This is a genomic window from Rhodococcus sp. C3V (genome assembly GCF_029269915.1).
Classification (GTDB): domain Bacteria; phylum Actinomycetota; class Actinomycetes; order Mycobacteriales; family Mycobacteriaceae; genus Rhodococcus_F; species Rhodococcus_F qingshengii.
Genome location: NZ_JARJBE010000007.1, coordinates 346,714 through 371,647 on the forward strand (window position 1 = coordinate 346,714; position 24,934 = coordinate 371,647).

Consider the following 24,934-nt stretch of genomic DNA (forward strand, 5'->3'; position numbering starts at 1 on the left):
ACCGTTACGTCCCAATCCGCGAGCAACACCGTCATCACCCCTCGGGGGTGATTCAGGTTAGGTGAATCGTCTTCGAGTACATCGTGGCCAATCAATTCGGTGTTACTGAATCGAAATATTCAAACCCTCAACAGTCGGTGATGCTGATCACATCACCTGGGTGACTCCGGTGGAACGAGACCGCAGCGTTCCAATTCGTAGGCCGGAACCCGGTCGAATCGGTACTTCGCGAAGTCGAATGCCTGCTGGAAGTTCTGTTTGAATCTGGCCCAGGTCAGCTCGGAGCGGTACGACGTGAGCAGCTCCTGCGTTTCCGGGCAGGTGATGGCCAGCTTTGCGTCCGCAACCCAGTCTTCGTCGAGGAAGAACGGCAGCCACGGTCGAACGTCGATCATTCCCGTGTCCGCGACCACCCAGTCCGGATAGAGATTCTTGTCGTGCCCGATCCGGCCGTCCTCGAGTCGCTCGGTGTGAGCTGCCAGGGGGTACGCCAGCCCCATCTGATCGAGCACCCGAACGTCGAGGCCGACGTTCATGCTCGTCATTCCGAGGTTGAGGAAGAAGACGACGTGCTCGGCCGGCTCTTCGATCGGTCCGGGTGGTGGGACGACGAACCAGGAGTCGTAGCTCGCGGACGGCAGCAGCAGCCCACCCTCCGGAGTCCGCGCGATGGTCTCGACCATGGCACGCATTCGCGGATAGTCGAGGTAGTCCTCGGCCAGGATCGGATGCTTGTGACCGGTGTTGAGTGCGTAGAACGCTCGCTCGTCGACGATTCCCGAGCGACCCACCACGGATCCTTCGGGCATACCCGTCGTGTTCGCGGCGAAGAAGGCCCAGATGATCGTGCCGATCCACAGCACCGCCGAGACTCCGAAGATCGCGGTGTCGCGATTACTTCCGAACGCTGCCCGCGCCGGCACCCGCAACGGAATGACCGCCACCGGGATGAGCAGGCAGAACAACACCGGCAACAGGACGCGGCCGTGCATGAAGTCGCCGCCGACGCGCAGAGAGTAGATCCCGAGGATCAGCCCACTGCCGAGAATGAAGGTGACAATCGCCCGCGGCGTGCGCAGAAACTGCTGAAAGCGCTGCCACAGCGGGCGTGCGGGTTGATCTGCGGTAGCGGTAGGTGTGTCCGCTCGGCTTCGCCACACGAGCAGCAGCGCACCGATGAGCAGGAACAGCAACGGTAACCAGAGCAGGTACGGCCCGACCAGGTTCCACAGGTAAGCAAAACCCTGCGCCCACTTCGCGCCACCGGCGTCCTTCGACACCGCGGTGTTCGGGTACGGCAAGGCGTAGTAGCCCATTCGCCAGATCTGATAGGCCACCGGGACAAGTCCGGCGACGACGACGATCAGTGTGCGAATCTTCCAGGTCAGGCCTGCGGAGAGAACGATCATCATCAACGCGGCAGCACCGGGAATCGCCATCTCGGGTCGAACCAGTGGTCCGAGTCCGGCCACGAACGAGAGAGTCAGGATCGACGCCGTGGACAGCGTCGACGCCTGCGCCCACCGAACGAGCAGTACCCACAGGAGCGCGATCCAGAAGATCACCAAGCATGTCTCGAGCCCGGAAGTGGCGAAATCTCGCGCAGGCGGAACCGCGATGTAGACGAGAACACCTGCCGGTACCAGAAGGATCGTTCCGCCCGCCGACGGCCGAACGCCGCGGTACAGACGACCGGTGCCGAGCATCGCCAACACGACGGCAGCAGTCGAGAGTACGAGCGCGATCGTCAGAACAACGTATTCGAGACGGATCTGCGTGAGCCAACTGAACGCGTAGACGATGTACGTCCACGCGGTACTCGTGTTCGCCTCGACACGCTCACCCGCGTTGAAGACCGGGCCGTTCCCCGCGAGCAGGTTGCGGACGGTTCGCAAGACGATGAGTCCGTCGTCGGCGATCCAGCGACGCTCCCACGCACCCCAGAACATGAGGGCAGCAGCAAGCACCACCCCGCCGAGAAAAACTCCTCGACTGAGGGTGGTGCGATTCGCCGCAGTGTCGACGTGCGGGTCGGCCTCGGTGCGTGGCTCAGACGAGGTAGACAGCGACACCCACTACTCCGATCCACGCAATCGCGAGGAGTTGCAGCACCCGGTCACCGAGCGCGATCTCCTCAGGCTCTCCGGCTTCGCCGCCGTCGACGTCCACCGCGTATCGCAGCACCGCGATGGTGAACGGCACCATCGAGATGGCGTACCAGTTGGTGCCCTTGATGGCGTCCTGTTGGAACGCCCACAGTCCGTAGCAGAGGACCAGCGTCGTCGCTGCCATCGTCCACACGAAACGCAGGTACGTCATCGTGTAGCTCTCGAGGGACTTACGGATCTTGGCGCCGGTCTTCTCGGCCAACTGCAATTCGGCGTAGCGCTTGCCTGCCGCCATGAAGAGTGAGCCGAACGCCATCATCAGCAGGAACCACTGCGAGAGATCGATCTCGGCGGCAACGCCACCGGCGATCGCTCGAAGCAGGAAGCCGGACGAGACGATGCAGATGTCGATGACGGCCTGATGCTTGAGACCGAAGCAGTAGGCGAGCTGGATGACGATGTACACGCCCATGACCACGGCGAGTTGCCAGTTGGCCAGGAAGGACAGCCCGATCGCACCGGCAAGCAGCACGACTGCCATGCCGTAGGCGATGTTGACGGGTAGAACGCCGGCCGCGATGGGACGGAATCGCTTCGTGGGGTGAGCACGGTCGGCTTCGACATCCATCGCGTCGTTGACGAGATAGATGCCTGATGCCGCCATACAGAACACGACGAACGCCAGCGCGACGGGCAACAGCACGTCGGCTTCGGTGGCGGTTCCGGCCGCGATGGGCGCTGCCAGCACAAGGACGTTCTTGACCCACTGACGTGGGCGAAGCGCCTTGACGATGCCGGCGGGCAGGGACTTCGGGGGTCCGCTGACCGTAGCCGGTTCCTCGCTCATTTATCTCCACATTTCTGTTCGGCTCTGGCTTCTTCGACCCGGCGAACTACCGCCGCGGATGCGGCTCCCAGTGCCGCTCCGGCGAGTACGTCGGTCGGGTAGTGAACTCCCAGGACCAGACGCGAGAGCATCATCGGGGGCACCAGCAACGCCGGTAAGGGTAGCCCGGTGAGCCGACCGATCAGCACAGCCGCCGCCGTCGTCGACGTCGCGTGTGATGACGGGAAGCTGAGCTTGCTCGGTGTCGAGACGTTGACCTGCACCGAAGGATCGGAAGGTCGCTTGCGCCTGACCACTCGTTTGATCACCACGGAGGCGGCGTGTGCACCGAATGCTCCGACGGCTGCTCCGGCCCATTCCCGTCGACGCGGCTTGTCCACAGCAGCTCCGACGGCAGCGATCGCGATCCACCCGAGGGAGTGCTCACCGAAGTGAGACATACCGCGGGCGACCTTGACGGCTCCCGGCAGCTGCCCGACGGTCGACTGAATCCCGGCCAGAATCTGTACTTCAGGAGATGCCGAAGACACGTTCCCACCTTTCCGTGCTGGTCAGTGAAGGAACGGCGTCCTGGTACTGCTTCTTGAGCTCGGGGAAACGGGCGGCGAGTTCGCGGCGCAACCGTGTTGCTTCCTTGAGCAGTTCGAGCGCGAGTTTCGGGTTTCGCTTGCGGTAGACGACGCCGCGACCGTCGGCCGTGGTGACGGTGACGCCGTCGACCTGCGAGAGCAGGAACCAACGGGCGTCGATGGTCGGAACGTTGAGCTGAGGGCGCTCGAGGTGTTCCGGCTTGGCCGGCTTCACGTTGTGCACTCCGGCCCTGAGGACCCGGGTGATCTTCGCGACGGTCGACAGCGGCAGGCTCACGTCTCCGACGTCGGCACCGGAGGGCAGCGGCAACGCAGTCGACGACGGCAGTACGACCGCGTCGGAGAATTCCTTGCGCTGGGCGTGGACCTCACCGAGTGCCGTCGGCAGCATGTTCGCGACGTGCTCGGGTCCGGCGAGGAAGTCCGCGATGGCCTTGTTCTGGATCGCGACGGTGGAGTACTCGAGGCACAGCAGATGCTTGAGCGTTGCCTTCACCGTGTTGACCACGAGGCCACGGCCGTTGCCCGGCATGTGGAGCGCGGCCACCACCAGACGGTTACGGAGGTGGAAGTACGCCTGCCAGTCGATGGCGTCGTCCTTGTCGCTCCACGCCATGTGCCAGATCGCGGCACCCGGAAGTGTGACGGTCGGGTATCCGGCTTTCTTTGCGCGCAAACCGTATTCGCAGTCGTCCCACTTGATGAAAAGCGGTAGCGGCTGCTTGATTTCTTCGGCGACCTGGCGCGGGATCATGCACATCCACCAGCCGTTGAAGTCGACGTCGATGCGGCGGTGCAGGAGTTTCGATTCGCGCAGCGGCTTCTTCGAGAAATCGTGGTCGTATTCGACGTTCGGTGCCGCGGTCCACATGAAGATGCCGCGGTCGACCACTTCACCCATCACGTGGAGGTGGCTTCGTTCCTGCAGGTTGAGCATCTGCCCACCCACCAGCATCGGCGACTTCGCGAAACGCGAGAACGAAAGCGCACGCAGAATCGAGTCCGGTTCGATCTCGATGTCGTCGTCCATGAACAGGATGTGCTGGCACTGCGTCGTCTTGAGTGCCTCGTACATGATTCGGCTGTATCCGCCCGAGCCGCCGAGGTTGCCCTGATCGTGAATGGCGAGCCGATCACCGAGCGCTGCAGCAGCTTCGGCGAATCCGGGTTCGTCACGCACCTTGCGGGTGCCCTGATCCGGCATGATGACGGCCTTGATCACGTCCGACACCAGCGGATCCGAAGCCAGTGCAGCAAGCGCCTTGACCGCGTCGGTCGGACGGTTGAACGTCGGAATACCAACGGCGACAGTCGCTTCGCCGGGAGCCTCGACGGGCGCGTACCAGCCGCCGCTCTCGACGACCACTGCCGTATCGGTGGTGATGTCGAACCAGATCCAGCCACCGTCCTCGAACGGCGCCAGTTCCACCTCGAACTCGACCGCGGCATCGCCGTCGGCAAATTCCTTGCCTTCCACGTGAATTCGCGAGGAATCCGCCTTGGAACGGTAGATGTCGACGCGGCCGTGGCCGGACAGCTCGAGACGAAGGACCACCGATTTCAGGATGGACCATCGACGCCAGTAGCTGGCAGGGAACGCGTTGAAGTACGTGGCGAACGAGACCTCGGTCTCGGCGCCGAGCGCTACCGACGTGCGCGAGGTCGAGTGCGCCCGCCGACTGTTGGACCAGGACTCTTCCAAGTACAACGTGCGGACGTCGAGCGGCTCACCGGCGCGGGGCAGGATGATCCGCTGAAGCAGGGACTTGCCGAGGTAGGTCACCTCGTCGCCGCTGACGGCATCTTCGCCTTCGAGTAGATGACGTGCGTTCATTCGCTCTCCCCTGCCAATTCCGCACCCGTTTCGAGATGCGGGCGCAGGGTGTTCTCGAACATCGTCAGCGCGCTGGCGATCGCCATGTGCATGTCCAGGTACTGGTAGGTGCCGAGACGCCCACCGAAGAGGACCTTGTTCTCCGCGGTCTCCTTCTTGGCGCGTGAGCGGTACGCGGAGAGCTTCTCGCGATCCTCTGGAGTGTTGATCGGGTAGTACGGCTCGTCCTTCGCCTCCGCGGCACGTGAGAACTCACGCATGATGACGGTCTTGTCGGTCGGGTACTCGCGCTCCGGATGGAAGTGACGGAACTCGTGGATACGGGTGAACGGCACGTCGGCGTCGTTGTAGTTCATGACCGGGGTGCCCTGGAAGTCTCCGGTGGGCAGAACCTCGGTCTCGAAATCGAGGGTGCGCCATCCCAGTGCACCTTCGGAGTAGTCGAAGTAGCGGTCGAGCGGGCCCGTGTAGATGACAGGGGCGTCGGGGCTGGCGGTGCGCAGTTCGTCGCGGACGTCGAAGTAATCGGTGTCGAGGCGGACCTCGATCTTCGGATCCTTCGCCATGTTCTCGAGCCACGCCGTGTAGCCGTCGACGGGCAGGCCCTCGTACGTGTCGTTGAAGTAGCGGTTGTCGAAGTTGTAGCGGACCGGCAGGCGGGCGATATTCGCCGCGGGCAGCTCGGTGGGGTCGGTCTGCCACTGCTTAGCCGTGTAGTCACGCACAAATGCTTCGTAGAGCGGGCGCCCGATCAGGGAGATCGCCTTCTCTTCGAGATTGGAGGCGTCCTTCGAATCGATCTCGCTGGACTGCTCGGCGATGAGGGCGCGTGCTTCTTCGGGAGTGAAGTACCGACCGAAGAACTGCGACACGAGACCGAGTCCCAGCGGGAACTGGTACGCCTGTCCCTTGTGCAGCGCGAAGACGCGGTGCTGGTAGTTCGTGAACTCCGTGAACTGGGTGACGTAGTCCCAGACCTTCTTGTTGGAGGTGTGGAACAGGTGGGCACCGTACTTGTGGACCTCGATGCCGGTCTCCGGCTCTGCCTCCGAGTATGCGTTTCCCCCCAGGTGGTGACGGCGATCCAGCACCAGCACGCGCTGACCCAGCTGGGTAGCGGCACGCTCGGCGATGGTCAGCCCGAAGAATCCCGAACCGACGACGATCAGGTCGTACTGGGCACGGGCGGTCTCTGAATTTGCAGCGGTCACGATGAACCAGGGTATCGGACCTGTTCGGAAGCCGAGGGTTGGATGCGTCACCAGGGCCGATGCGGCAAGTCAGGACGCTGCGAGACCGATCAGACCGGAAGCACTCGGTGCACCGCTCGAATCGAATTCGATCACGATCGGTTCGTCGACGGGAAAGTGCGCGGGAAGTAGAAGCAGTCCCTTCGACGCGCAGCGTTCGAGAAGTTCGCGGCGGGTGACCCTCGCGATCTCGGGATCCGCGTCGCCGCCCTGACTGAGGTCCGGGTACAGAAACTGGATCGGATGGTGGACCACATCGCCGGAGATGACGGCGCCGCCGTCGGCAGTGCGAATCTCGATCACGATGTGGCCCGGCGTGTGGCCGGGCGCGCTGCGAACGACGACGCGTGTGCCTTCGGACTCGACCAGGACGTGGCCGTGGTCGACCGCCTCCCACTTCGCCCCGTCCAGAACGGGACGGACGCTGTCCTCGAAGGTCTGCGCCAGATCCGAGACCACTCCTTCGTGTGGACCGTCGGCAGCGAGTTGTTCGAGCGCGGCCAGTTCGGTGCGATCGAAAATGTAGGTCGCGCGGGGGAAGGTAGGCCGCCAGGTTTCGGCGTCGAGGGCGGTGTTCCAGCCACAGTGGTCGGGGTGCAGATGTGTGCTGACCACCAGATCGACGTCGTCGACGGACACACCGGTGGCTGCGAAGCGTGCGAGGTAGTCGGTACCGAACATGTGATGCGGCAAGAGGTTCGGCCGGTGCTTGCTGTTGCCGTTGCCGGTGTCGACGACGACGGCCTTGCCGCCGATCTCCACCAGGTAGGTGTGGATGGCAAGCACGAGGTCACCACTACCCTCGTCGAAGAACTCCGGTGCCAGCCGCGCCGACGCTTCACTGATCTCGGCCTCACTCGCCTGGGGAAAGAGCTCTCGCGGCGGAAACGGCCAGTGCGCCAGCTCTGTCAGTTGGGTGACGCGTGCCGACCCGACGTCGATGGTGAAGCTCATCAGTGTTTGCCTTCCGAACAGCTCGATACCGCTTGTGGGCACACACAAAGGCACCCACCGAAATGCTCGGTGGGTGCCTGGTCGGTGTCAATGGTTTTCGACGCCGGTGATCAAAGACTCTTCGCGATGATGCCCTTCATCACTTCGTTGGCGCCGGCGTAGATCTTCTGGACGCGGGAGTCCTCGTACATGCGCGCGATCGGGTATTCACGCATGTAGCCGTATCCGCCGTAGAGCTGCACGCACCGGTCGACGACGGCGCATTGCTGCTCGGTGAGCCAGTACTTGACCATCGCGGCGTCTGCGCCGTCCAGCTCGCCGTTGAGGTGATCCTCGATGCAGTTGTCGAGGAAGACACGGCAGGTGCGTGCGATCGTCTGGCACTCGGCCAGCTCGAAGGCGGTGTTCTGGAACTCGAAGAGGCTGTGCCCGAACGCTTGACGCGCCTTGGTGTATGCGACGGTCTCCTCGACTGCACGCTCGATGGTGCCGATGGCCTGCGCGCCGATGATGAGGCGTTCCTGCACCAGCTGCGCCATCAACTGACCGAAGCCGAGCCCCTCGGACTCACCGAGGAGGTTCGAGACGGGAACGCGAACGTCGGTGAAGGACAGCTCCGACGTATCGGCGCCATGCTGACCGACCTTGTCGAGCACGCGGCCGACCGCAAAGCCTTCGCAGTCACGAAGATCCACAATCAGGAGCGAGACACCCTTGGCGCCCGCCTTGGGGTCGGTCTTGACGGCAAGCACGATCATGTCTGCGCTGCCACCGTTGGTGATGAAGGTCTTCGACCCGTTCACGACGTAGTGGTCACCGTCACGGATCGCGGACGTGGTGATTGCCTTGAGGTCGGAACCTGTTCCTGGCTCGGTCATTCCGATGGCGCCGAGGATTTCGCCCGTCGCCATACCTGGCAGCCAGGCCTTCTTCTGCTCTTCGCTTCCGTACTCGAGCACGTAGTGGGCAACGATGCCACTGTGCACGGAGTTACCGAGCGCATAGTCACCGCAGTAGCCCTGCGCCTCGAAGACAGCGAGATCGTGCGCGAAAGTTCCACCGCCCCCGCCGTATTCCTCGGGAATCGAGCAGCACAGCAGGCCGAGCTTGCCGGCTTCGAGCCACACGGACCGGTCGACGCGATGCTGAGCGTCCCACTGCTCACGCTTGGCGACCAGTTCACGATCGAAGAAACCACGGGCCAGTTCGGCTACTGCGGTGATCTCGTCGTCGTGCCACGACGGCTTGCGCTTGGTCGCCATGATCAGACCCGCTTCAGCAGGGCAGCGAGTGCCTGACCGCCGCCGATGCACATGGTGACGATGCCGAATTCGAGGTCGCGGCGGACCATGTCGCGTGCGGCACGCAGGGTCAGGATGGCTCCGGTGGCGCCGACCGGGTGTCCGAGGGCGATCGCTCCGCCGTACGGGTTGGTCTTCTCCGGATCCAGGCCACTGTCACGGATGACGGCGATGGCCTGCGAAGCGAACGCCTCGTTGACCTCGGCGGTGCCGATGTCGGACGGCTTCAATCCTGTTTGTGCAAAGAGCTTTTCGAGAGCGAGCACGGGAGCGTAGCCCATCAGGCCGGGCTCCATGGCTGCCGTCGTGACGGTTTCGAGCGTGACCAGTCCGGTGAGACCGCGCTTGGCTGCCTCGGTGCCCGTCGCGAGGACGAGTGCGCCGGCGCCGTCGTTGATGCCCGACGCGTTACCGGCGGTGACGGATCCGCCCTCTTCGAATGCGGGGCGCAGCTTGGCGAGGGTTTCGACGGTGGTTCCGGGCTTGGGATGCTCGTCCTCGGTGACGGTGACGGAGCGCCGACCACCGGTCTCGACGGGAGTGATTTCCTCGGCGAATGCCGCCTTCGCTGCGTCGGTAGCGGCGCGGCGCTGAGATTCGACGGCGAACTCGTCCTGCTGCTCGCGACTGACGCCGTACTTACGGGCGACGGCTTCGGCAGTGCGGCCCATGTGAGCCTTGCTGAACGGGTCGGTGAGCATCGCGACGGTGCCGTCGACGAGGCTGCGATCGCCGAGCTTGTAGCCCGAGCGGGCGGCGAAGTCGTAGAAGGGCATGCGAGACATGCTCTCGTCACCGCCGGCGAGCGTGATGGCAGCTGCGCCCCATCGCATCTGCATCGCCGCAGACCACACAGCCTGCAGGCCGCTGCCACAGAGGCGGTTGACGGTGTAGGCGGGGACGTTCTCGGGCAGTCCGGCGGCGATGCCGACGCGGCGTGCGTTGTAGGCGTCCGGGCCGACCTGGCCGATGCAGCCCATGACGACCTCGTCGATGTCTTCGGGCGCAACGCCGGCGCGGCTCAGCGCGGCCTTGGCTGCTGCGGCGCCCAACTCGTGCGCGGGTACGTCCTTGAAGACGCCGCCGAAGCTACCGACGGGGGTCCTGGCCCCGTCGACGATGACGATCGGTTCGGGTGTGGTCATGATTGTCCCCATCTGCTGTGCTCACGTCGATTTCTCTGTCCGTGGCCGATACTAGGACATCGAAGTATCTCGCAGATGGGGACGTTGGTGTCAGGGTGTGGGAGCGCTCTCGGCGACGGGCACGACCTCGGCGTCGGCGTCGGTGTCTTTGTGGTTCCGGTAGCGGTAGAGCCCGATACCCACGAGGATCGCTGCAAGTCCCAGGGACACGATCATCTGGCTGCGCGTCGAGTCCAGGGTGAGCATTCCGATGCAGAGCGCGATGATGGCGGCGATCGTGGCGTAGGTCAGGTACGGGAAGAACCACATCTTGAGTTCCAGCTCCTGGCCCGAAGCTTCGAGCTTGCGGCGGGTGCGCAGCTGGGACACCGAGATGACCAGCCAGACGAACAGCGCGATCGCACCGGAGGAGTTGACCAGGAACAGGAAGACCTTGTCCGGGGAGAGGTAGTTCATGCCGACGGTGAGGAAGCCGACGATCGTCGAGACCAGGACAGCGCGCATCGGGACGCCGGTCTTCTCGATACGTGAGAGCGACTTGGGGGCGTCGCCGCGGCCGGCGAGGGAGAAGATCATGCGGCTCGCGGTGTAGAGACCCGAGTTGAGGCAGGACAGAACCGACGTGAGGACGACGACGTCCATGATGTTGCCCGCGGCCGGAATGCCGTAGGAGTCCATGACGGCGACGTACGGGCTGAGTGCAACCGACGCGCTGTCCCAGGGAAGCAGAGTGACGACCACCGCGATCGAGCCGATGTAGAAGATGAGAATTCGCCAGACGACGGATTTGACGGCTGCGCGAACAGCTTCGAGCGGGTTGGCCGATTCACCGGCTGCGATCGTGGCGATTTCGGCCCCGAAGAACGAGAACACGACCACAAGGACTGCGGCGAGCATCGCTCCTGTTCCGTTCGGCAGGAAGCCGCCGTGACCGGTCAGGTTTGTCATTCCGGGTGCTTCGACGCCGGGCATCCATCCGCAGATCGCCACGATGCCCATGCCGAGGAACGCGATGATGGCGACGACCTTGATGGAGGCGAACCAGAACTCGAACTCGCCGAACGACTTGACCGAGATGATGTTGGTCAGCGTCAGCACGATCATCAGAATCAATGCCCAGGTCCACTGGGGAACCCCCGGAACCCAGCGATTCATGATGAGGGCACCGGCGGTGGCCTCGATGCCGAGCACGATGATCCAGAACCACGCGTACAGCCAGCCGATCGAGAAGCCCGCCCAGCGGCCGATGGCCTTGTCGGCGTACGAGGAGAACGAGCCGGTTTCCGGCGACGCTGCCGACATCTCACCGAGCATGCGCATCACGAGGATGACGACGACGCCGGCAAGCGCGTAGGAAATCAGGACACCGGGTCCCGTCTCCTGGATCGCCACACCGGAGCCGACGAACAGTCCGGCGCCGATGACGCCTGCGATCGCAATCATCGACAGATGCCGCTTCTTCAGCGTGTGCTGAAGTGCCGGCTGGTCTGTACTGGACATCAGTACTCCTTGTGGGCTGTTCGGAACGTGGATCTCGGTGGCGCTCTATCCGGAGCGCATTTTCGATAGCGCCAGTGTCGGACCTTCGGCAAGCTCGCGTCAGGCTCCACTTTGTACAAACGTGACCGCAGGCACTACAAAGTGGCGAGTTCGAGGTGTCAGACTGGACTCATGCCCATCACGCTCCGCCAGCTTTGTGCGACCGAACAGTTCGGCCTTCGCGTCCTGGCTGGGCACGACCAGCTCGATCGCACCCTGACCTGGGCACATGTCTCCGAACTTCCCGACCCGACGCCCTTCCTCGACGGCGGTGAACTACTACTCATCACCGGGGTGTCACTACCGACGACGGCCGCGGAAACGACCCGATTCGTACGGACCCTGGTGGCGGCCGGAATTGCCGGAATCGGTTTCGGAACCGGCCTCGGATACGAGCAGGCGCCACAGACTCTGGTGGATGCGGCCACCCGTTTCAGTGTGCCCCTTCTCGACGTCCCATTGCGAACACCTTTCATCGCCCTGACCAAAGCGGTGTCGAAGGCGCAATCCGACGACGACATGAAAGCGCTGCGCAGCAATTACCAGAGCCTGCGGCGACTGCTTCAAGCTGCGGTGACGGTCAACGGCACCCGGGCAGTCGTACGACGGGTGGCGGAATTGATCGGCGGATGGGCGGCTCTACTGGACTCGGCCGGACATACCGTCGAGATCTCACACACCGCCGCGGCCGCCGGAATCGAGCGAACTGCCCCCGAGCGCGACGCCCGCCCGATGGAAGTCAGTTTCCTCACGAGTGAGAACGAGGACGTCATCTCCCATCCGCTGCTGACGTCGAGGGGAAAGCTGATGGGGTACCTCGTCGCCGGCTGCCCCGGCGCCGTCGGTTCACTGAATCAGGGCATCGTCATCGCAGCCGCGTCTCTGCTCACGTTGATGACGGCTCGAACCCGAGACGCACAGCTGACGATGAACCACCTTCGTACCGTTGCGATGCATCAGCTGTTCGAGGGACAGAATGCGCTCGCCCGCAACATCTCCGGGGAACTGTGGGGAGGATTTCCGGTCGAGCCTTTCCAGGTCTTCCACGTAGCGGGCCCGAGTGGCCTGCTCGAGAGCGTGTCCGTCTCACTGCTCGATGGTCTCAGCCGCGATCTGGCGTTCGGCATCACCGACGGTGCACTGATTGCCGTCGTCTCGGCTACCGACAGCGGGCGAATCCTCGCCCGTGTCAACGAAATCGACGTCACCGTCGGCGTGTCGGACATGCTGTGGTGGGACGATCTCTCGCGCGCCAGACGCCAAGCCGCGCAGGCAGCAGCCGAGGCCGGTGCCCGCAACCTGCCTTCGATGCGGTTCGCCGAACTCTCGGAGAGCGGATTGTCCGCATTTCTCGACCAGGATCGCTCGACGGCATTCGCGGCGGCACACTTGCGCCCGCTTCTGGAAGCGAAGGGCGGTAGCGATCTCTACCGGACCTTGGCCATGTGGCTGGCACACAACGGTGTGGGCGACGCCGCGGCCACAGCGCTGAATATTCATCGGCATACGTTGCGCAGCAGACTCGCTCGGATCGAGAGCCTTCTCCAGCTCGACCTCGGCTCCCCCACGGAACGTGCGGAGTTGTGGCTCGAGTACCGCCTGCTCGGCGACGCCCCGACCATCTGACCGACAACCAACGAACCCTGAACGACCTGAAGGGCCTCCGCCGGGTTACGGCAGAGACCCTTCAGAGTCGATACGTGCGAGTCGCTACCGACCGACCTTCCCCTAGCTTCCGCCCGTCGGTATCCACTCGCGGAGCACGTTGGCATCAACTACCTGCGCGCCCAAAACCTTTGTCCAGATGATGGTTCCGTTTTCGTAGACACGGAAAGTGCCTGCTTCGGAGGGCAACTGCATCTCCGGGCCGGCAGGAGCACCGAGAGAGCCGCTTTCACCGCCGAGCTCCCGATACTTCTTCTCGATCTGCGTCTCCGTAACCGTACCCGATGGATCGTCGGATGGCGAATTGGATTCCGGCACTGTCGATTCCGAATCCGGCGCCACTACCACACCCGCACCGTCACCGATGGTGAACCAGTCGGATTTCAGGCCGAGTTTCTGGCGGAACTGAATTCCGGTGGCGCCAACAGTTGCATCTGTTCCGACTACCTCGACTGCCGTCACTCGCCCGCCGTCGGTACCGAATCCGTTGCGCGAGAGAATCTTGAGCGATTGCAGCTCACCCACATCGAAGGCGTCCGCAATCTGCCCTGCGGTCAGATTCACTGTCCAGTCATGATTCGGAGAAAGGGCGTCACCGAGATCCTCGACGGCCGGGAATTCACCGCCGGAGCTGTAACCTCCTGTGGACGAGGAGAATTCGGTGGCAACAATCTTGCCGTCACGCGACAGAACGGCGCCGGCGGTGGACCGGACGGCTTCGGTGGTGCGGGGATCTTCCTTGCCCGCTCCGCCGTAGACCTGGCAGTCCTGAGTGTCGCAGGTGTCGGCGTACGAGCTGCGATGCTCGGTCGCAGCGTACGAGCGTGCTGCCACGGCTTGCGCCCGTAGCGCTTCGGCCCCACCGGAATCGGCCCATTCGGCCTTCGCTTCGACCGGCACCACGCCGAGCAGGTAGTCCTCCATGTCGAGGAGATTGACTGTCCGAGCCGAGCCGTTGTCGAGCACTACGCCGAGGGCGCCTCGATAGGGCGCATCGTTGTTGCACAGCTTCAGGAACTGGTCGGCGGGTCGATCCGGACCGAGGTCCACCGGGTCCACCCACGGATGCTCGGTGACCGCTTCCCAGACAACCCCGCCACCGCACCCGCTGGTGACCACTACCTGCGCACCGCCACCGGGCAGTGCAGTGAGATGGGCAGCCTCGCCGGGCGCGGTGCGCTGACCGTTGACCACGAGGCCGGCGTCGGAGTAGACGTCGAGCGTCGAGTTGTCCTGGGCCGTGAGCCGCACACTCATCTGGGCAGGCGGCATCGAGTCCAGGACGGTTCCCCCGTAGTAGTGACTGAGGATTCGCTCGCCGGACCAGCCGTCGTTCTTGGCGTAGCCGTAAGCGCCCCACTGGCCCATTCCACGGCCATGTCCGTTGCCGTGCCCGGAGAGCGTGAATTGCGTGTCGGCAGCGACGGCGTGCAGGATCGACGGCTCCTCAGCGCGGATTTGCGTGAAACCTCCGATCGCGACGCCGAGCGCAAGAGCCGGAACGAGACCGAGGACCGAGATCCGCATCAGCGAGGTTCGCCTCCCGGGTCCGCCCACCAGAAAGCGACCTGCGCGACCGGACACAGGCTTCTTACCTGCAGTTCCGCTTCTTCCGCTTCTCGCCATCAATGCTCTCCTCATCGCTACCGGCCTCACGAGTCCGCGAAGTCGGTACTTCGCGCGCAGGCCAGTCCACAACGATTTAACTAAAGTCTCACCCTAAGGTTGAGCGTTATGGACTTTTGTGACTAGTGTGGCAAGAGTGTTTGGAGTTAGCAACACCAGTCACACGAGTCACATCAGCATCACGAGTTGCAGACGTACGCGTCCGAAAACTGGAGTTCAACCCCAGAACATGGCATCCGACCTGCTCGGATCCGGTTTTGAAGAATTCCGTTCACGGCCGTCATCGGCCCTGAAGTTCGCTCGCAAGTAACTACAACCGAGGAGTAATCCCTTGCCACACCGTCGACCGAAGCCCTCGCTCGTACTCGGGGCTGTAGCCGCAGTGGCTGTCGCAAGTCCTTTTGCGGTCTACGGCTTCACGAGCACTACGTCCGATGTACGTTCCGCGAACGAGACGACGTCAGTAGCAGTGCCGACCCAGATCGCAGAGGTGCTCCTCGCGTCGGTGCCCGACATCATCATTCCGGTCAAGGAGCTGACCGGTCTCGATCTCCCCGACATCAACCTCGGTGATCTGAGAAACCTCAAGCTCCCGACCGAAATCCCGCTACCTCCAGGGATCACGCTGCCGACCGAGCTGTTCCCGGCACCCGCTGCTCCCGGCGCCCCGACCGAAACCGCTCCGGTTCCTTCCGAGGAAGAGCCAGGTGCCGTGGTCAAGGAAGTCACCCGCGACACTCCGTTCAGCATGGTCGCGTTGACCTCGGACACCATCGCCTCGGCGCAGTCCAAGGTCCGCGCCCTGGCCGAAGACGGCACCTGGGGCCCGTGGTTCACCCCTGACGCCATCGACTCCGCCAGCTCGGATCAGGCCACCAACTCCGGTACCGCCACCGAACCGGTCTTCGTCGGCGCCACCAAGTCCATCCAGATCCTCACGCCGCAGGGTGCCGCTGCTCCCGCAGCCGAGGTTGCGCCGGCCCCGGCTCCGGAAGCTGCCCCCGCGCCCGCTCCGGAAGCTGCCCCCGCTGAAGCACCCGCAGCCACTGGCGAACTCGGGTACACACCCGCTTCGGTGTCCAAGCCGCTTCGCCAGGTGACGACGGCAGCAGATGCCGTCACCGCCGTGTTGATCGACCCGGGTGCCAGCGAGGCAGACAGCAATCTGCAGGCCGTCGCAGCGCCGCTCGGCGGCAGCGGACCGTCCGTCATCACCCGTGCTCAGTGGGGAGCAGACGAGTCACTTCGCTGCGACTCCCCCACGTACGACGACTTCATCGGTGGCGCGACCGTTCACCACACCGCAGGTAGCAACAACTACACGAAGGCCGAATCGGCCGGCATCGTCCGCTCGATCTACGCCTACCACGCACAGACGCTCGGCTGGTGCGACGTCGGATACAACGTCCTCGTCGACAAGTACGGTCAGACCTTCGAAGGCCGCGCAGGCGGACTCGACAAGGCAGTTCAGGGTGCACACGCGGGTGGATTCAACGAGAACACCACCGGTATCGCGATGATGGGCGACTACTCCACCGTCGAGCCTTCGCAGGCGACGCTCAACGCCGTCGGCAAGTTCCTCGGTTGGAAGCTCGGCATGGCCGGACTCGATCCCAAGGGCCGAACGACGATGTACTCCGAGGGCACCGAGTTCACGCCGTACCCGCAGGGCGCAGCAGTCGATCTGCCGATCATCTTCGCCCACCGCGACGTCGGAAACACCGCGTGCCCGGGTGATGCCGCATACGCACACATGAACGACATCCGGAACATCGCGGCCGCGAACATCGGGGGAACGTTGAACCCCTCGAACCCTTCCAATCCGTCGACGCCTGCGCCCAAGCCGACCACTCCGGTCGACACGGTCACCGGTGGCACCGGTTCGTCGATCCCGGATCTGGTCACCCAGATTCTGCAGATCACCGACAATTCACCGCTCGCGCAGAAGTGGATCGCCGAAGGTGGCGAGATCGGACGCCTCGGCCAGGCACTGTCCGGAATTCTGCAGGCGAAGCTCGGCAACCAGGGTGCGCTGTTCCAGAACGGCGCTGTCTACACCTCGCCGAACGGCGGAGTGTTCACCGTGCTCGGCGAGATCTTCAAGTCGTGGCAGAGTTTCGGTTCCGACGCGGGTGAACTGGGATTGCCGATCTCGGACGAGTACTCGATCCCGGACGGCCTGCGAAGCGACTTCGAGAACGGTTCGCTGATCTTCAACCAGATCACCGGCATGGTCACGAAGGTCCTCAAGACCTACAACGAGACCTTTGCCCAGGAAATGGCCAACAGCGCGCCTGTCGGCTGACACTCGAGCAAGACACGTCCTCGGGCGCTGGTGGGTTCTACGACCACCAGCGCTCGAGGACTTTTGCAACCCCGTGTGCCGAATTGGTGTCGGTGACCTCGTCGGCTGCGGCTTTGGCTTCGGGGTGAGCGTTGCCCATGGCAACGCCGAGTCGAGCCATCCCCAGCATCGGGATGTCGTTGGGCATGTCCCCGAAGGCCACCAGACCCGACAGGTCGAAGCCGAACCTCTCCGCGGCGGCAACCAGGCCCGACGCCTTCGTGATGCCCGGCGCCGAGAGTTCGATCAGTCCGTTCTCGGTGGAGTACGTCATGTCGGCGAGCGCACCGACGTGCGGGGCGAGCGTGTCGTACATCGCCGTGCTGGTCATGCCTGGACGGCGAATCAGGAGTTTGACGGCCGGCGCCGCAAGCACTTCGTCCTCGGACATCTCGGTGTTGTCCGGGTTGAGCCAGGCGTGTTCGTAATCTGGTGAGCTGACGAACTGTGGGGTGGCGGCGTCATGTGCGCTCTCCCCCACTCGTTCCGCGGCCAAACCTGCGCCCGGGAGTGCAACCAGTGCCAGCTCGGAGAGTTCGGTGAGTGCGTCGACCGACAAGGTCGCGGCGCTGAGGACGCGGTCGGCGTAGCTGTCGTAGACAACGGCACCGTTTGCGCAGACGGCGAGTGGCGCGTATCCCAAGCCCTCGACGACGGGCGAAATCCATCGCGGAGGACGCCCGGTTGCCAGCAGGAACGGCGTGCCGGATTCGACGACGGCATGCACGGCGGCGCGGGTGCGGGCACTGACCAACTCGTCGTGATCGATGAGGGTGCCGTCGACATCGGTCGCAACCAAGGTTGGGCGGTCAGGGCTGATACGACGGTCTGGGCTCACACCGCCATTGTGCCTGCCCGGTACGACGGTCTCGCTCAGCGCGCCCGCTTCGCGCGTTCCTGTGCGTCCATGGCCGCAGCTTCCTCCGGCGTCGGTGCGCCACCGCCGAGTCGGCGCGGCACCCAGTACGCCCCGGGCTCGTGCACGAACCCGTCCTGAACGTGGCGCAGGATCGCATCCATCTCGATGCGCAGGATCTCGCTCAGCGCTTCGGCGGGCTCGACCGGATCGATCGGTGCACCCACCTCCACCGAGATCGGGAAATGATTGCGGCCCAGATTTTTCGGTCCGCCCTTGGTGACGATCCGCTGGGCGCCCCAGACGATCAGCGGAATTATCGGCACGCCGGCGTCGATGGCCATCCGAGCTGCTCCGGATTTCATTTCCTTGATCTCGAAGCTCCGGCTGATCGTCGCTTCCGGGTAGACGCCCACCAATTCGCCACGCTTGAGGGCGTCGACTCCGGCTCGATACGCCTGCGCTCCGGCGGAGCGGTCCACTTCGATGACGCCGCATCCACGCATGAGGAAGCCGAGGACCTTGTTGTCCGCCAGCTCAGCCTTGGCCATCACTCTGAGCTTGCGTTTCGCGGTGCCGACCGCCAGGGCCGCCGGTATGAAATCGAGGTAACTCGTGTGGTTGATCGCGATGACGGCACCGCCGGACACCGGGACGTGTTCCGTCCCGGTGCGGGTGACTTTCACGCCCTGGAAACCGCTCAGACCACGCGCGACTACCTCGACGGCGGTGTAAACGGGTTCGAAGGGCATGGGTCAGCCTTCGGACTTCCGCGCCTCGCGAGCCTTGGCTTTCGCCTCGGCCTCATCGGCATCCATCTTGTCGGCCTGCTCGAGCGTCGGCGCGCTGCCACCGAGGCGGGCCGGCACCCAGTACTCGCCGGCGGGATGGTCGTAGCTCTTCTGCAGATCGAGCAGCAACTCCTGCATCGTCGACCGCAGCTTCGCCGTCAGCTCACTCGCCGGCTCGAAAGGTGCAATCGGCTCGCCGACGGCAATGGAGATGGGAGTGTTGGTGCGGCCCAAACGCTTCGGATAACCCTTCGTCCACACGCGCTGAGCGCCCCAGATGACGACGGGAACGATCGGGACGCCCGCCTCGATCGCCATGCGGGCGGCGCCGGACTTGAATTCCTTGATCTCGAAGCTCCGACTGATCGTGGCTTCGGGGTACACGCCCACCAATTCGCCGCGCTTCAGGAAATCTACGGCCGCCTTGTAGGAGTCGGCGCCCGCGCCGCGGTCGACCGGGATGTGCTTGAGGGCCCGCATGATCGGTCCGGAGATCTTGTTGTCGAAGACCTCTTTCTTGGCCATGAACCGGATGTAGCGCTTCGGGGTCCGTGCCGGCAGTCCCGCATACGTGAAGTCCATGTACCCGGTGTGGTTGATCGCGATCACGGCGCCACCGGACGCCGGGATGTTCTGCTCTCCCTTGACGGAGAACTTCAGGCCCTCGAAAGCGAAGACGGTACGGGCGATGCCGATGACTGTTCTGTAAACGGGATCCACAGTTCGCTAGCGTAGACGGGAATCCGTGATCTGACCCGCAGCAGTTCTGGGGTGGATGTTGGTCAGAATGTCGCAAAAGGGGCGTACGAACGAATGAAGTCGGCAGGACGAGCGGCAGTGGGGGCAGTCGCACTCGCCATGACGTTGGCGATAACCGCATGTGAGGACGACGGACGGACGGGAATCCTGACGGACGAACCGTCTCCGCCGACGACGGAAACCACGACGACAACCACTCTCGCACCCACGACGACAATTGCGCCCGCTGCGCCGGTCGCGCCACCTCCGGTTGGTGACGTGCCCGGCAATCCGGCTGCTGCGCCGGCCTTGGCAGCTTGGGCAACGGACCTGGTGTCCTTGGACGTGGACGCGCTCACGAACGCATGCTGGACGATGCCGCCCACAACGATCGCCGACCGATACTCGGATGTTCCCGCCATCTTGACGGCCATCGCCGCACCAGGCGTCGACGGCCAGTACGCGGTCACCTGGAATGGCGGCGGACTCTCCGTCGCCGCCAAGCGCTCGGAGATCGCTTCCGGCTATGCGTGCCCGTTCGTCTTCCCTGCGGGGCAATCAAACTTCTACACCGCGGCCGACGCTTCCCACGCCGTCGTCAGGTTTCTCTCACGCGCCACGGGACGGCCGGTCAATACCCGCGACGTCGAGACGTTCTATCCACTGATCTGCCCCGGCAACAGCCCGTGGGATCCGGACGGCACCGGCGCAACCGGCCAGCCGCCTCTCAAGCTCGATCCGAATCAGCTGGCCGGTATCAGGTCTTTCGACGCCGACGCTGCAACAGTCACTCCGGTTCGCGGCGACTACGTCCGTGTCACCCTGCCCGTCAGCGACGGAACCGGTAACTCGCGCTCGATGCAGTTCACCCTGTCGATCGGCCCCGAGGGATATTGCCTCGGGGCCGCGACCTGAACTGCTTCGGTCAGGAACCGAAGGGAAGGAAATCGCTCGAGCCAGCGCTGCCTGAACCGAGGCTGCCCGTGCCACCACCGGTTGCAGCCTTGACCTGAATTGCGTGGGCCGTCGAGGTGGAGCCTGTGAATCCGGCTGCGCCACTGTAGATTGCCGAAATCGAATGCGCGCCAGTTGTGGTGAAGGTGTGGTTCAGCGCCGCGATCCCGTTGACCACTGCAACAGCGTCACCGATCGGAGTATCCCCATCCATGAACTGCACCGTTCCACCGTTCTGCACCGAACTGACAGTCGCCGACAGGGTCACCGACTTGTTCACCACGGCATCACCAGGCACCGTCACCACAGTCTCCGTGGTGACATCCGAAGGCGCAGGGTCCGTTACATTCACCGTCCGCGCCTGGGCCGAGGATCCGACTACACCGGCTCCTCCCGAATAGACCGCAGTGATGCTGTGCGCACCCGCAGAGGTAAACGAATGCGTCAGGCCCGCAGCGCCGGCCGTAACCGCTTCAGGACCGCCGATCGCGACGCCACCGTCGTAGAACTGCACGGTTCCGACGCCGACAGCATCATCCGACGACGTTCGGACGGTTGCCCACAAGTCGGTCGCCACACCAGTTTTGGCGTCGGTCGGAATATTCAGTTCGACGACGGATTCCTGGTCGGCAACACTGACCTGAACTGACTTCGCACTCGCAACCGAGTTTTTGAATCCGGCACCAGCGGTGAAATTCGCGGTAATGCTCTGCGCGCCAGCGGCATCGAAGGAATGTGAGAGGGTCGCGGTACCACCGGACACCGTGACTGGTGCACCGATTGCCGTGCCGTTCGACTTGAACTGCACCGAACCCACCGCGTTGTTCGGAGCAACCGTCGCGGTGAGATCAACCGCCGTACCCGTAACCGCCGTCGCGGGAACCGAGAGCGACGTCGTCGTCTCGACATCCACCGGAGCCGGATCAGAGACCGTCACCGCCTGAGCCGACGCCGAGGAGCTGACGAAGCCTGCACCGGCAGTGAAGTCAGCCGTAACACTTTGTGCACCAGCAGCATCGAACGAATAGCTCAGTGTCGCAACACCCGCGGAGACTGTCACCGGCGAGCCGATCGCCGCACCGTTCGACTTGAACTGCACCGTACCGACAGCATTGTTCGGAGCGACCGTCGCGGTCAGATCAACAGCCGTGCCCGTGATGGCAGTCGCGGGAACCGAGAGTGAGGTCGTGGTCTGGACATCCACCGGAGCCGGATCCGACACCGTCACCGTCTGAGCAGGCGCCGACGAACTCACAAACCCTGCAGCAGCAGTGAATTCAGCGGTAACACTTTGAGCACCAGCAGCATCGAACGAATGCGACAGCGTCGCAACACCCGCGGAGACTGTCACCGGCGAGCCGATCGCCGCACCGTTCGACTTGAACTGCACCGTACCGACAGCATTGTTCGGAGCGACCGTCGCGGTCAGATCAACAGCCGTGCCCGTGATGGCAGTCGCGGGAACCGAGAGTGAGGTCGTGGTCTGGACATCCACCGGAGCCGGATCCGACACCGTCACCGTCTGAGCAGGCGCCGACGAACTCACAAACCCTGCAGCAGCAGTGAATTCAGCGGTAACACTTTGAGCACCAGCAACATCGAACGCATGCGACAGCGTCGCAACACCCGACGCAACTGCAACCGGAGTGCCGATCGCAGTGCCGTTCGACTTGAACTGCACCGAACCCACCGCATTGTTCGGAGCCACGGTAGCGGTCAAATCAACCGCAGTACCCGTGACCGCCGTAGCCGGAACTTGAAGCGTTGTAGTCGTACTCAGCGCTGAGCTCGAGATCTCGATGGTCTGAGCTTGCGCGGTCGAACCACCAAAACCTGCAGTACCTGAGTAGACCGCAGTGATCGAGTGTGATCCCGTCGTGGTGAACGTGTGATCCAGGGTCGCCGCTCCGCCAGTCACCGCGATGGGTCCGCCGATGTCGATGCCACCGTCCTTGAACTGGACCGTTCCGCCGTTAGCTGCCGGTGAGATGTTTGCGGTCAGCGCGACCGAGGTCTGCTCGACGGCACTACTCGGGACTGTCAACGACGCAGTCGTCTGTACATCGGCAGCGGCCACGCTCACTGTGCGTGCCGGTGACGTGGATGTCAGAAACTCGAGAACACCGTCGTATACAGCGGTGATGGAGTGATCTCCCGCTGCGGTGAATGTATGTGGCAGTGTGGCAACGCCATTGACGACGGCCACCGGGGCGCCGATGTCAGTTCCGCCATCCTTGAACTGAACGGTGCCGCCTGTCGGTGCCGGGGAGACCTGCGCAACCAAATCGGTCGACTGACCGACCGTTGCAGCCGCGCCGGATGTCACTGCAGTCGCGGTCCCCGCCTGCGAGACGACGTTGACGGTGGCCAATGCCTGACCACCCGCATTCAACCCACCACCACTCGAATCGCGCGGAGAGCAGTTGTAGCGCTCCCAGTACCCCGGCCAAAGGGTCTCGTACTGCAAGAACGTGAACGCATTCTTCGGCGAATTGAACGCACCCGAATCACCATCTGTGGCACGCAACTTCGGCTGCACCGTACTACCCGCGGCACCGGCAACCACCGTCACGTCGATCGCGGGCAACCGGAAGGTCTTCCCTGCCCCTACCTCGATTCCACCGTCACTGTTCTTGCTCGTGCTCGGGCCGTTACCGCCCTTGTTGTTCGAGTCAGCAGTCTGATTGTTCCCCGAAATACGCAGATGCGTACCCGCGCCATCCGGCGAACCGCCGTCGTTGATCCGAATCACCGACGGAGTCACACCGGACAAATTCGACGAAGTACCTGCCACGACCTGAGCATCCACCAACGACACCCCTGCAGGTATATCGAAGTCGTACTTGAGCCGCGTCCATTTACCGACACTGCGGCCTGCATGCCCACCCGTCGGCACCGACATCACGTTCGGCTGAACCCGATAGGTGAACGTCGACCCCGCCACCACCTTCTCCGGTGCAGACACCGTCACACCCGTCGAATGAAACACATCCGCGATATCAACAGCCAGATGTTCATAACCATCGCAACCCAGCTTGAACCCGATCGAGTTCTCCACCGCGGGAGATGACGTCGGAGCTGCCGAAGCAACGCCACCTGCCACCAGCACGCCACCGACCAACGCCGCCACCACGACCGCGGAACTTCTTCTCACCAACACGAACTCTCCTCAGCTAGCAACAGACGTGGATCGGGAACCGCACGGAAGGAGGTCACTCGAACAGAGCGGAAATCGGAATGGAGCTGGACGCTCGTACAGTACCCGTCAAAAGTAGTACTTGTATCAGTTATTTCAGACAAATATTCACGAATTGCCAATAGTTCAGCTAACGACCAATCCGCGATTCCCGAAGAGCAATGCCCCCTTGCACCTATGGGCGCAAGGGGGCATCACATCATCGGAGAATCATGAACCGAACGGCAGCGACAGCGAACCGAGCGAACCGGAGCCACCACCCCCGTTACCGACGTTCACAACCGATGCAGTCGACGTGGAACCCGTGACGCCCTGGGCTCCGCTGTAGACCGCGGTGATCGAATGGTTGCCGGTCGTGGTGAAGGTGTGGCTCAGCACGGCCTGCCCACCGACAACATCAACGGCAGTTCCGATCGGAGTCGTTCCGTCGAAGAACTGGACGGTTCCCGACGTCGCGCCGGAAGAACTGACCACAGCCTTCAGCTGCACCGCCGTGCCGACCTTTGCCGAGGACGGAGCCGTCAACGACGTAGAGCTTTCGACATCCGACGGGGTCGGAACCGTGACATTGACGTCGACAGACTCCGCAGTGGACGACGTGAACACACCGGATCCACTGAATACAGCCGAGACTGCAAAGGTGCCTTCTGCTCCGAAGACGTGCGGGAGCTTGGCAACTCCGTCAACAACCGCGACCGGGGCGCCCAGATCGACTCCACCGATCTTGAACTGGACCGTTCCGCCGGAAGGCACCAGGGCGTCCGAGGGATCTTCGGACACTGTCGCGAAGAGATCAACAGGCAGTCCGACCTTGGCTTCACCCTGAACACTCAGCACCGTCTTTGTCGCCTTGTCGACCGGAGCCGGATCCGACACCGTCACCGTCTGAGCAGGCGCCGACGAACTCACGAAGCCAGCACCGGCGGTGAAGTCAGCCGTAACGCTTTGAGCGCCAGCAGCATCGAATGCGTGCGACAGAGTCGCAACACCGGACGTGACTGTCACCGGTGCACCGATTGCCGTGCCGTTCGACTTGAACTGCACCGTACCCACAGCATTGTTCGGAGCCACCGTTGCGGTCAGATCAACCGCGCTGCCCGTGATTGCCGTAGCCGGAACCGACAACGACGTCGTCGTCTCCACATCCACCGGAGCCGGATCAGAAACGGTCACCGTCTGAGCAGGCGCCGACGAAC

18 protein-coding genes are annotated in these 24,934 nt (G+C 63.5%); 3 read left to right on the forward strand and 15 right to left on the reverse strand.

The features are described 5' to 3' along the window. Positions 1 to 152: 152 nt before the first annotated feature. From zomB to P3G66_RS20225, 9 genes are all read right to left on the reverse strand, one after another. Positions 153 to 2,072, reverse strand: coding sequence for a flagellar motor control protein ZomB (gene zomB, locus P3G66_RS20185; protein WP_007731820.1), 1,920 nt, complete (start codon positions 2,070 to 2,072; stop codon positions 153 to 155). Further along, the gene (locus P3G66_RS20190) at positions 2,050 to 2,955 is read right to left on the reverse strand and encodes a decaprenyl-phosphate phosphoribosyltransferase (RefSeq protein ID WP_003943808.1); all 906 of its coding nucleotides are present in this window, start codon (positions 2,953 to 2,955) and stop codon (positions 2,050 to 2,052) included. Before P3G66_RS20190 ends, zomB begins: the two co-directional genes overlap by 23 nt. Then, positions 2,952 to 3,485, reverse strand: coding sequence for a phosphatase PAP2 family protein (locus P3G66_RS20195; RefSeq protein ID WP_003943893.1), 534 nt, complete (start codon positions 3,483 to 3,485; stop codon positions 2,952 to 2,954). Before P3G66_RS20195 ends, P3G66_RS20190 begins: the two co-directional genes overlap by 4 nt. Then, complete coding sequence (locus tag P3G66_RS20200; RefSeq protein WP_007731821.1) at positions 3,466 to 5,379, reverse strand: glycosyltransferase; 1,914 nt, start codon at positions 5,377 to 5,379, stop codon at positions 3,466 to 3,468. The genes P3G66_RS20195 and P3G66_RS20200 overlap by 20 nt, the downstream gene beginning before the upstream one ends. Continuing rightward, a complete protein-coding gene (gene glf / locus P3G66_RS20205) occupies positions 5,376 to 6,590 on the reverse strand; it encodes a UDP-galactopyranose mutase (protein WP_158170227.1) in 1,215 nt (404 codons plus the stop codon). The genes P3G66_RS20200 and glf overlap by 4 nt, the downstream gene beginning before the upstream one ends. Before the next feature lie 69 nt (positions 6,591 to 6,659). After that, a complete protein-coding gene (locus tag P3G66_RS20210) occupies positions 6,660 to 7,583 on the reverse strand; it encodes an MBL fold metallo-hydrolase (RefSeq protein WP_158170226.1) in 924 nt (307 codons plus the stop codon). Between the two features lie 110 nt (positions 7,584 to 7,693). Further along, complete coding sequence (locus P3G66_RS20215) at positions 7,694 to 8,845, reverse strand: acyl-CoA dehydrogenase family protein (protein WP_050656840.1); 1,152 nt, start codon at positions 8,843 to 8,845, stop codon at positions 7,694 to 7,696. Between the two features lie 2 nt (positions 8,846 to 8,847). After that, the gene (locus P3G66_RS20220) at positions 8,848 to 10,029 is read right to left on the reverse strand and encodes a thiolase family protein (RefSeq protein WP_007731825.1); all 1,182 of its coding nucleotides are present in this window, start codon (positions 10,027 to 10,029) and stop codon (positions 8,848 to 8,850) included. Between the two features lie 90 nt (positions 10,030 to 10,119). Further along, positions 10,120 to 11,529: an amino acid permease gene (locus P3G66_RS20225; protein ID WP_064442963.1), complete on the reverse strand. Its 1,410-nt coding sequence runs from the start codon at positions 11,527 to 11,529 to the stop codon at positions 10,120 to 10,122. Positions 11,530 to 11,700: 171 nt separating this feature from the next. On the opposite strand from P3G66_RS20225, the gene P3G66_RS20230 reads away from it, so the two are divergent. Further along, the gene (locus P3G66_RS20230) at positions 11,701 to 13,194 is read left to right on the forward strand and encodes a PucR family transcriptional regulator (RefSeq protein WP_003943944.1); all 1,494 of its coding nucleotides are present in this window, start codon (positions 11,701 to 11,703) and stop codon (positions 13,192 to 13,194) included. A 102-nt stretch (positions 13,195 to 13,296) separates the two neighbouring features. Here the strand turns inward: P3G66_RS20230 and P3G66_RS20235 are convergent, their stop codons facing one another. Further along, positions 13,297 to 14,859, reverse strand: a complete 1,563-nt coding sequence (locus P3G66_RS20235; RefSeq protein WP_158170225.1) for a SpoIID/LytB domain-containing protein — start codon at positions 14,857 to 14,859, stop codon at positions 13,297 to 13,299. Positions 14,860 to 15,190: 331 nt separating this feature from the next. On the opposite strand from P3G66_RS20235, the gene P3G66_RS20240 reads away from it, so the two are divergent. After that, positions 15,191 to 17,164 carry an N-acetylmuramoyl-L-alanine amidase gene (locus P3G66_RS20240; protein WP_158170224.1) on the forward strand — a complete coding sequence of 658 codons (1,974 nt, stop codon included), beginning with the start codon at positions 15,191 to 15,193 and terminating at the stop codon, positions 17,162 to 17,164. Between the two features lie 37 nt (positions 17,165 to 17,201). Here the strand turns inward: P3G66_RS20240 and P3G66_RS20245 are convergent, their stop codons facing one another. From P3G66_RS20245 to P3G66_RS20255, 3 genes are read right to left on the reverse strand one after another with little or no spacing between them, the layout of a single operon-like run. After that, positions 17,202 to 18,023, reverse strand: a complete 822-nt coding sequence (locus P3G66_RS20245; protein ID WP_037131235.1) for a Cof-type HAD-IIB family hydrolase — start codon at positions 18,021 to 18,023, stop codon at positions 17,202 to 17,204. Between the two features lie 53 nt (positions 18,024 to 18,076). Further along, positions 18,077 to 18,811, reverse strand: coding sequence for a lysophospholipid acyltransferase family protein (locus P3G66_RS20250; RefSeq protein ID WP_054188660.1), 735 nt, complete (start codon positions 18,809 to 18,811; stop codon positions 18,077 to 18,079). 3 nt (positions 18,812 to 18,814) lie between these two features. Further along, positions 18,815 to 19,570: a lysophospholipid acyltransferase family protein gene (locus P3G66_RS20255; protein WP_042921233.1), complete on the reverse strand. Its 756-nt coding sequence runs from the start codon at positions 19,568 to 19,570 to the stop codon at positions 18,815 to 18,817. Between the two features lie 93 nt (positions 19,571 to 19,663). Here P3G66_RS20255 and P3G66_RS20260 point away from each other — a divergent pair, with 93 nt between their 5' ends. Continuing rightward, on the forward strand, positions 19,664 to 20,503 hold the full coding sequence (locus P3G66_RS20260) for a hypothetical protein (RefSeq protein WP_158170222.1): 840 nt from the start codon (positions 19,664 to 19,666) through the stop codon (positions 20,501 to 20,503). Positions 20,504 to 20,513: 10 nt separating this feature from the next. Here P3G66_RS20260 and P3G66_RS20265 read toward each other — a convergent pair whose 3' ends face one another. Together P3G66_RS20265 and P3G66_RS20270 are read right to left on the reverse strand one after the other, a co-directional pair. Further along, entirely contained in the window at positions 20,514 to 23,696 is a 3,183-nt protein-coding gene (locus tag P3G66_RS20265) for an Ig-like domain-containing protein (protein WP_276117029.1), read from the reverse strand. A gap of 252 nt (positions 23,697 to 23,948) precedes the next feature. After that, positions 23,949 to 24,934: Ig-like domain-containing protein (locus P3G66_RS20270; RefSeq protein WP_276117030.1), on the reverse strand; the 986-nt coding region annotated here is incomplete at its 5' end.

What these genes read in the sequence shown, in the direction of transcription:
- P3G66_RS20215 (WP_050656840.1), bottom strand. Translation starts at nt 8,845, where the DNA reads ATGGCGACCAAGCGCAAGCCGTCGTGGCACGACGACGAGATCACCGCA.
- P3G66_RS20225 (WP_064442963.1), bottom strand. Translation starts at nt 11,529, where the DNA reads ATGTCCAGTACAGACCAGCCGGCACTTCAGCACACGCTGAAGAAGCGG.
- P3G66_RS20210 (WP_158170226.1), bottom strand. Translation starts at nt 7,583, where the DNA reads ATGAGCTTCACCATCGACGTCGGGTCGGCACGCGTCACCCAACTGACA.
- P3G66_RS20235 (WP_158170225.1), bottom strand. Translation starts at nt 14,859, where the DNA reads ATGGCGAGAAGCGGAAGAAGCGGAACTGCAGGTAAGAAGCCTGTGTCC.
- P3G66_RS20200 (WP_007731821.1), bottom strand. Translation starts at nt 5,379, where the DNA reads ATGAACGCACGTCATCTACTCGAAGGCGAAGATGCCGTCAGCGGCGAC.
- P3G66_RS20250 (WP_054188660.1), bottom strand. Translation starts at nt 18,811, where the DNA reads ATGCCCTTCGAACCCGTTTACACCGCCGTCGAGGTAGTCGCGCGTGGT.
- P3G66_RS20220 (WP_007731825.1), bottom strand. Translation starts at nt 10,029, where the DNA reads ATGACCACACCCGAACCGATCGTCATCGTCGACGGGGCCAGGACCCCC.
- P3G66_RS20230 (WP_003943944.1), top strand. Translation starts at nt 11,701, where the DNA reads ATGCCCATCACGCTCCGCCAGCTTTGTGCGACCGAACAGTTCGGCCTT.
- P3G66_RS20260 (WP_158170222.1), top strand. Translation starts at nt 19,664, where the DNA reads ATGAAGTCGGCAGGACGAGCGGCAGTGGGGGCAGTCGCACTCGCCATG.
- P3G66_RS20190 (WP_003943808.1), bottom strand. Translation starts at nt 2,955, where the DNA reads ATGAGCGAGGAACCGGCTACGGTCAGCGGACCCCCGAAGTCCCTGCCC.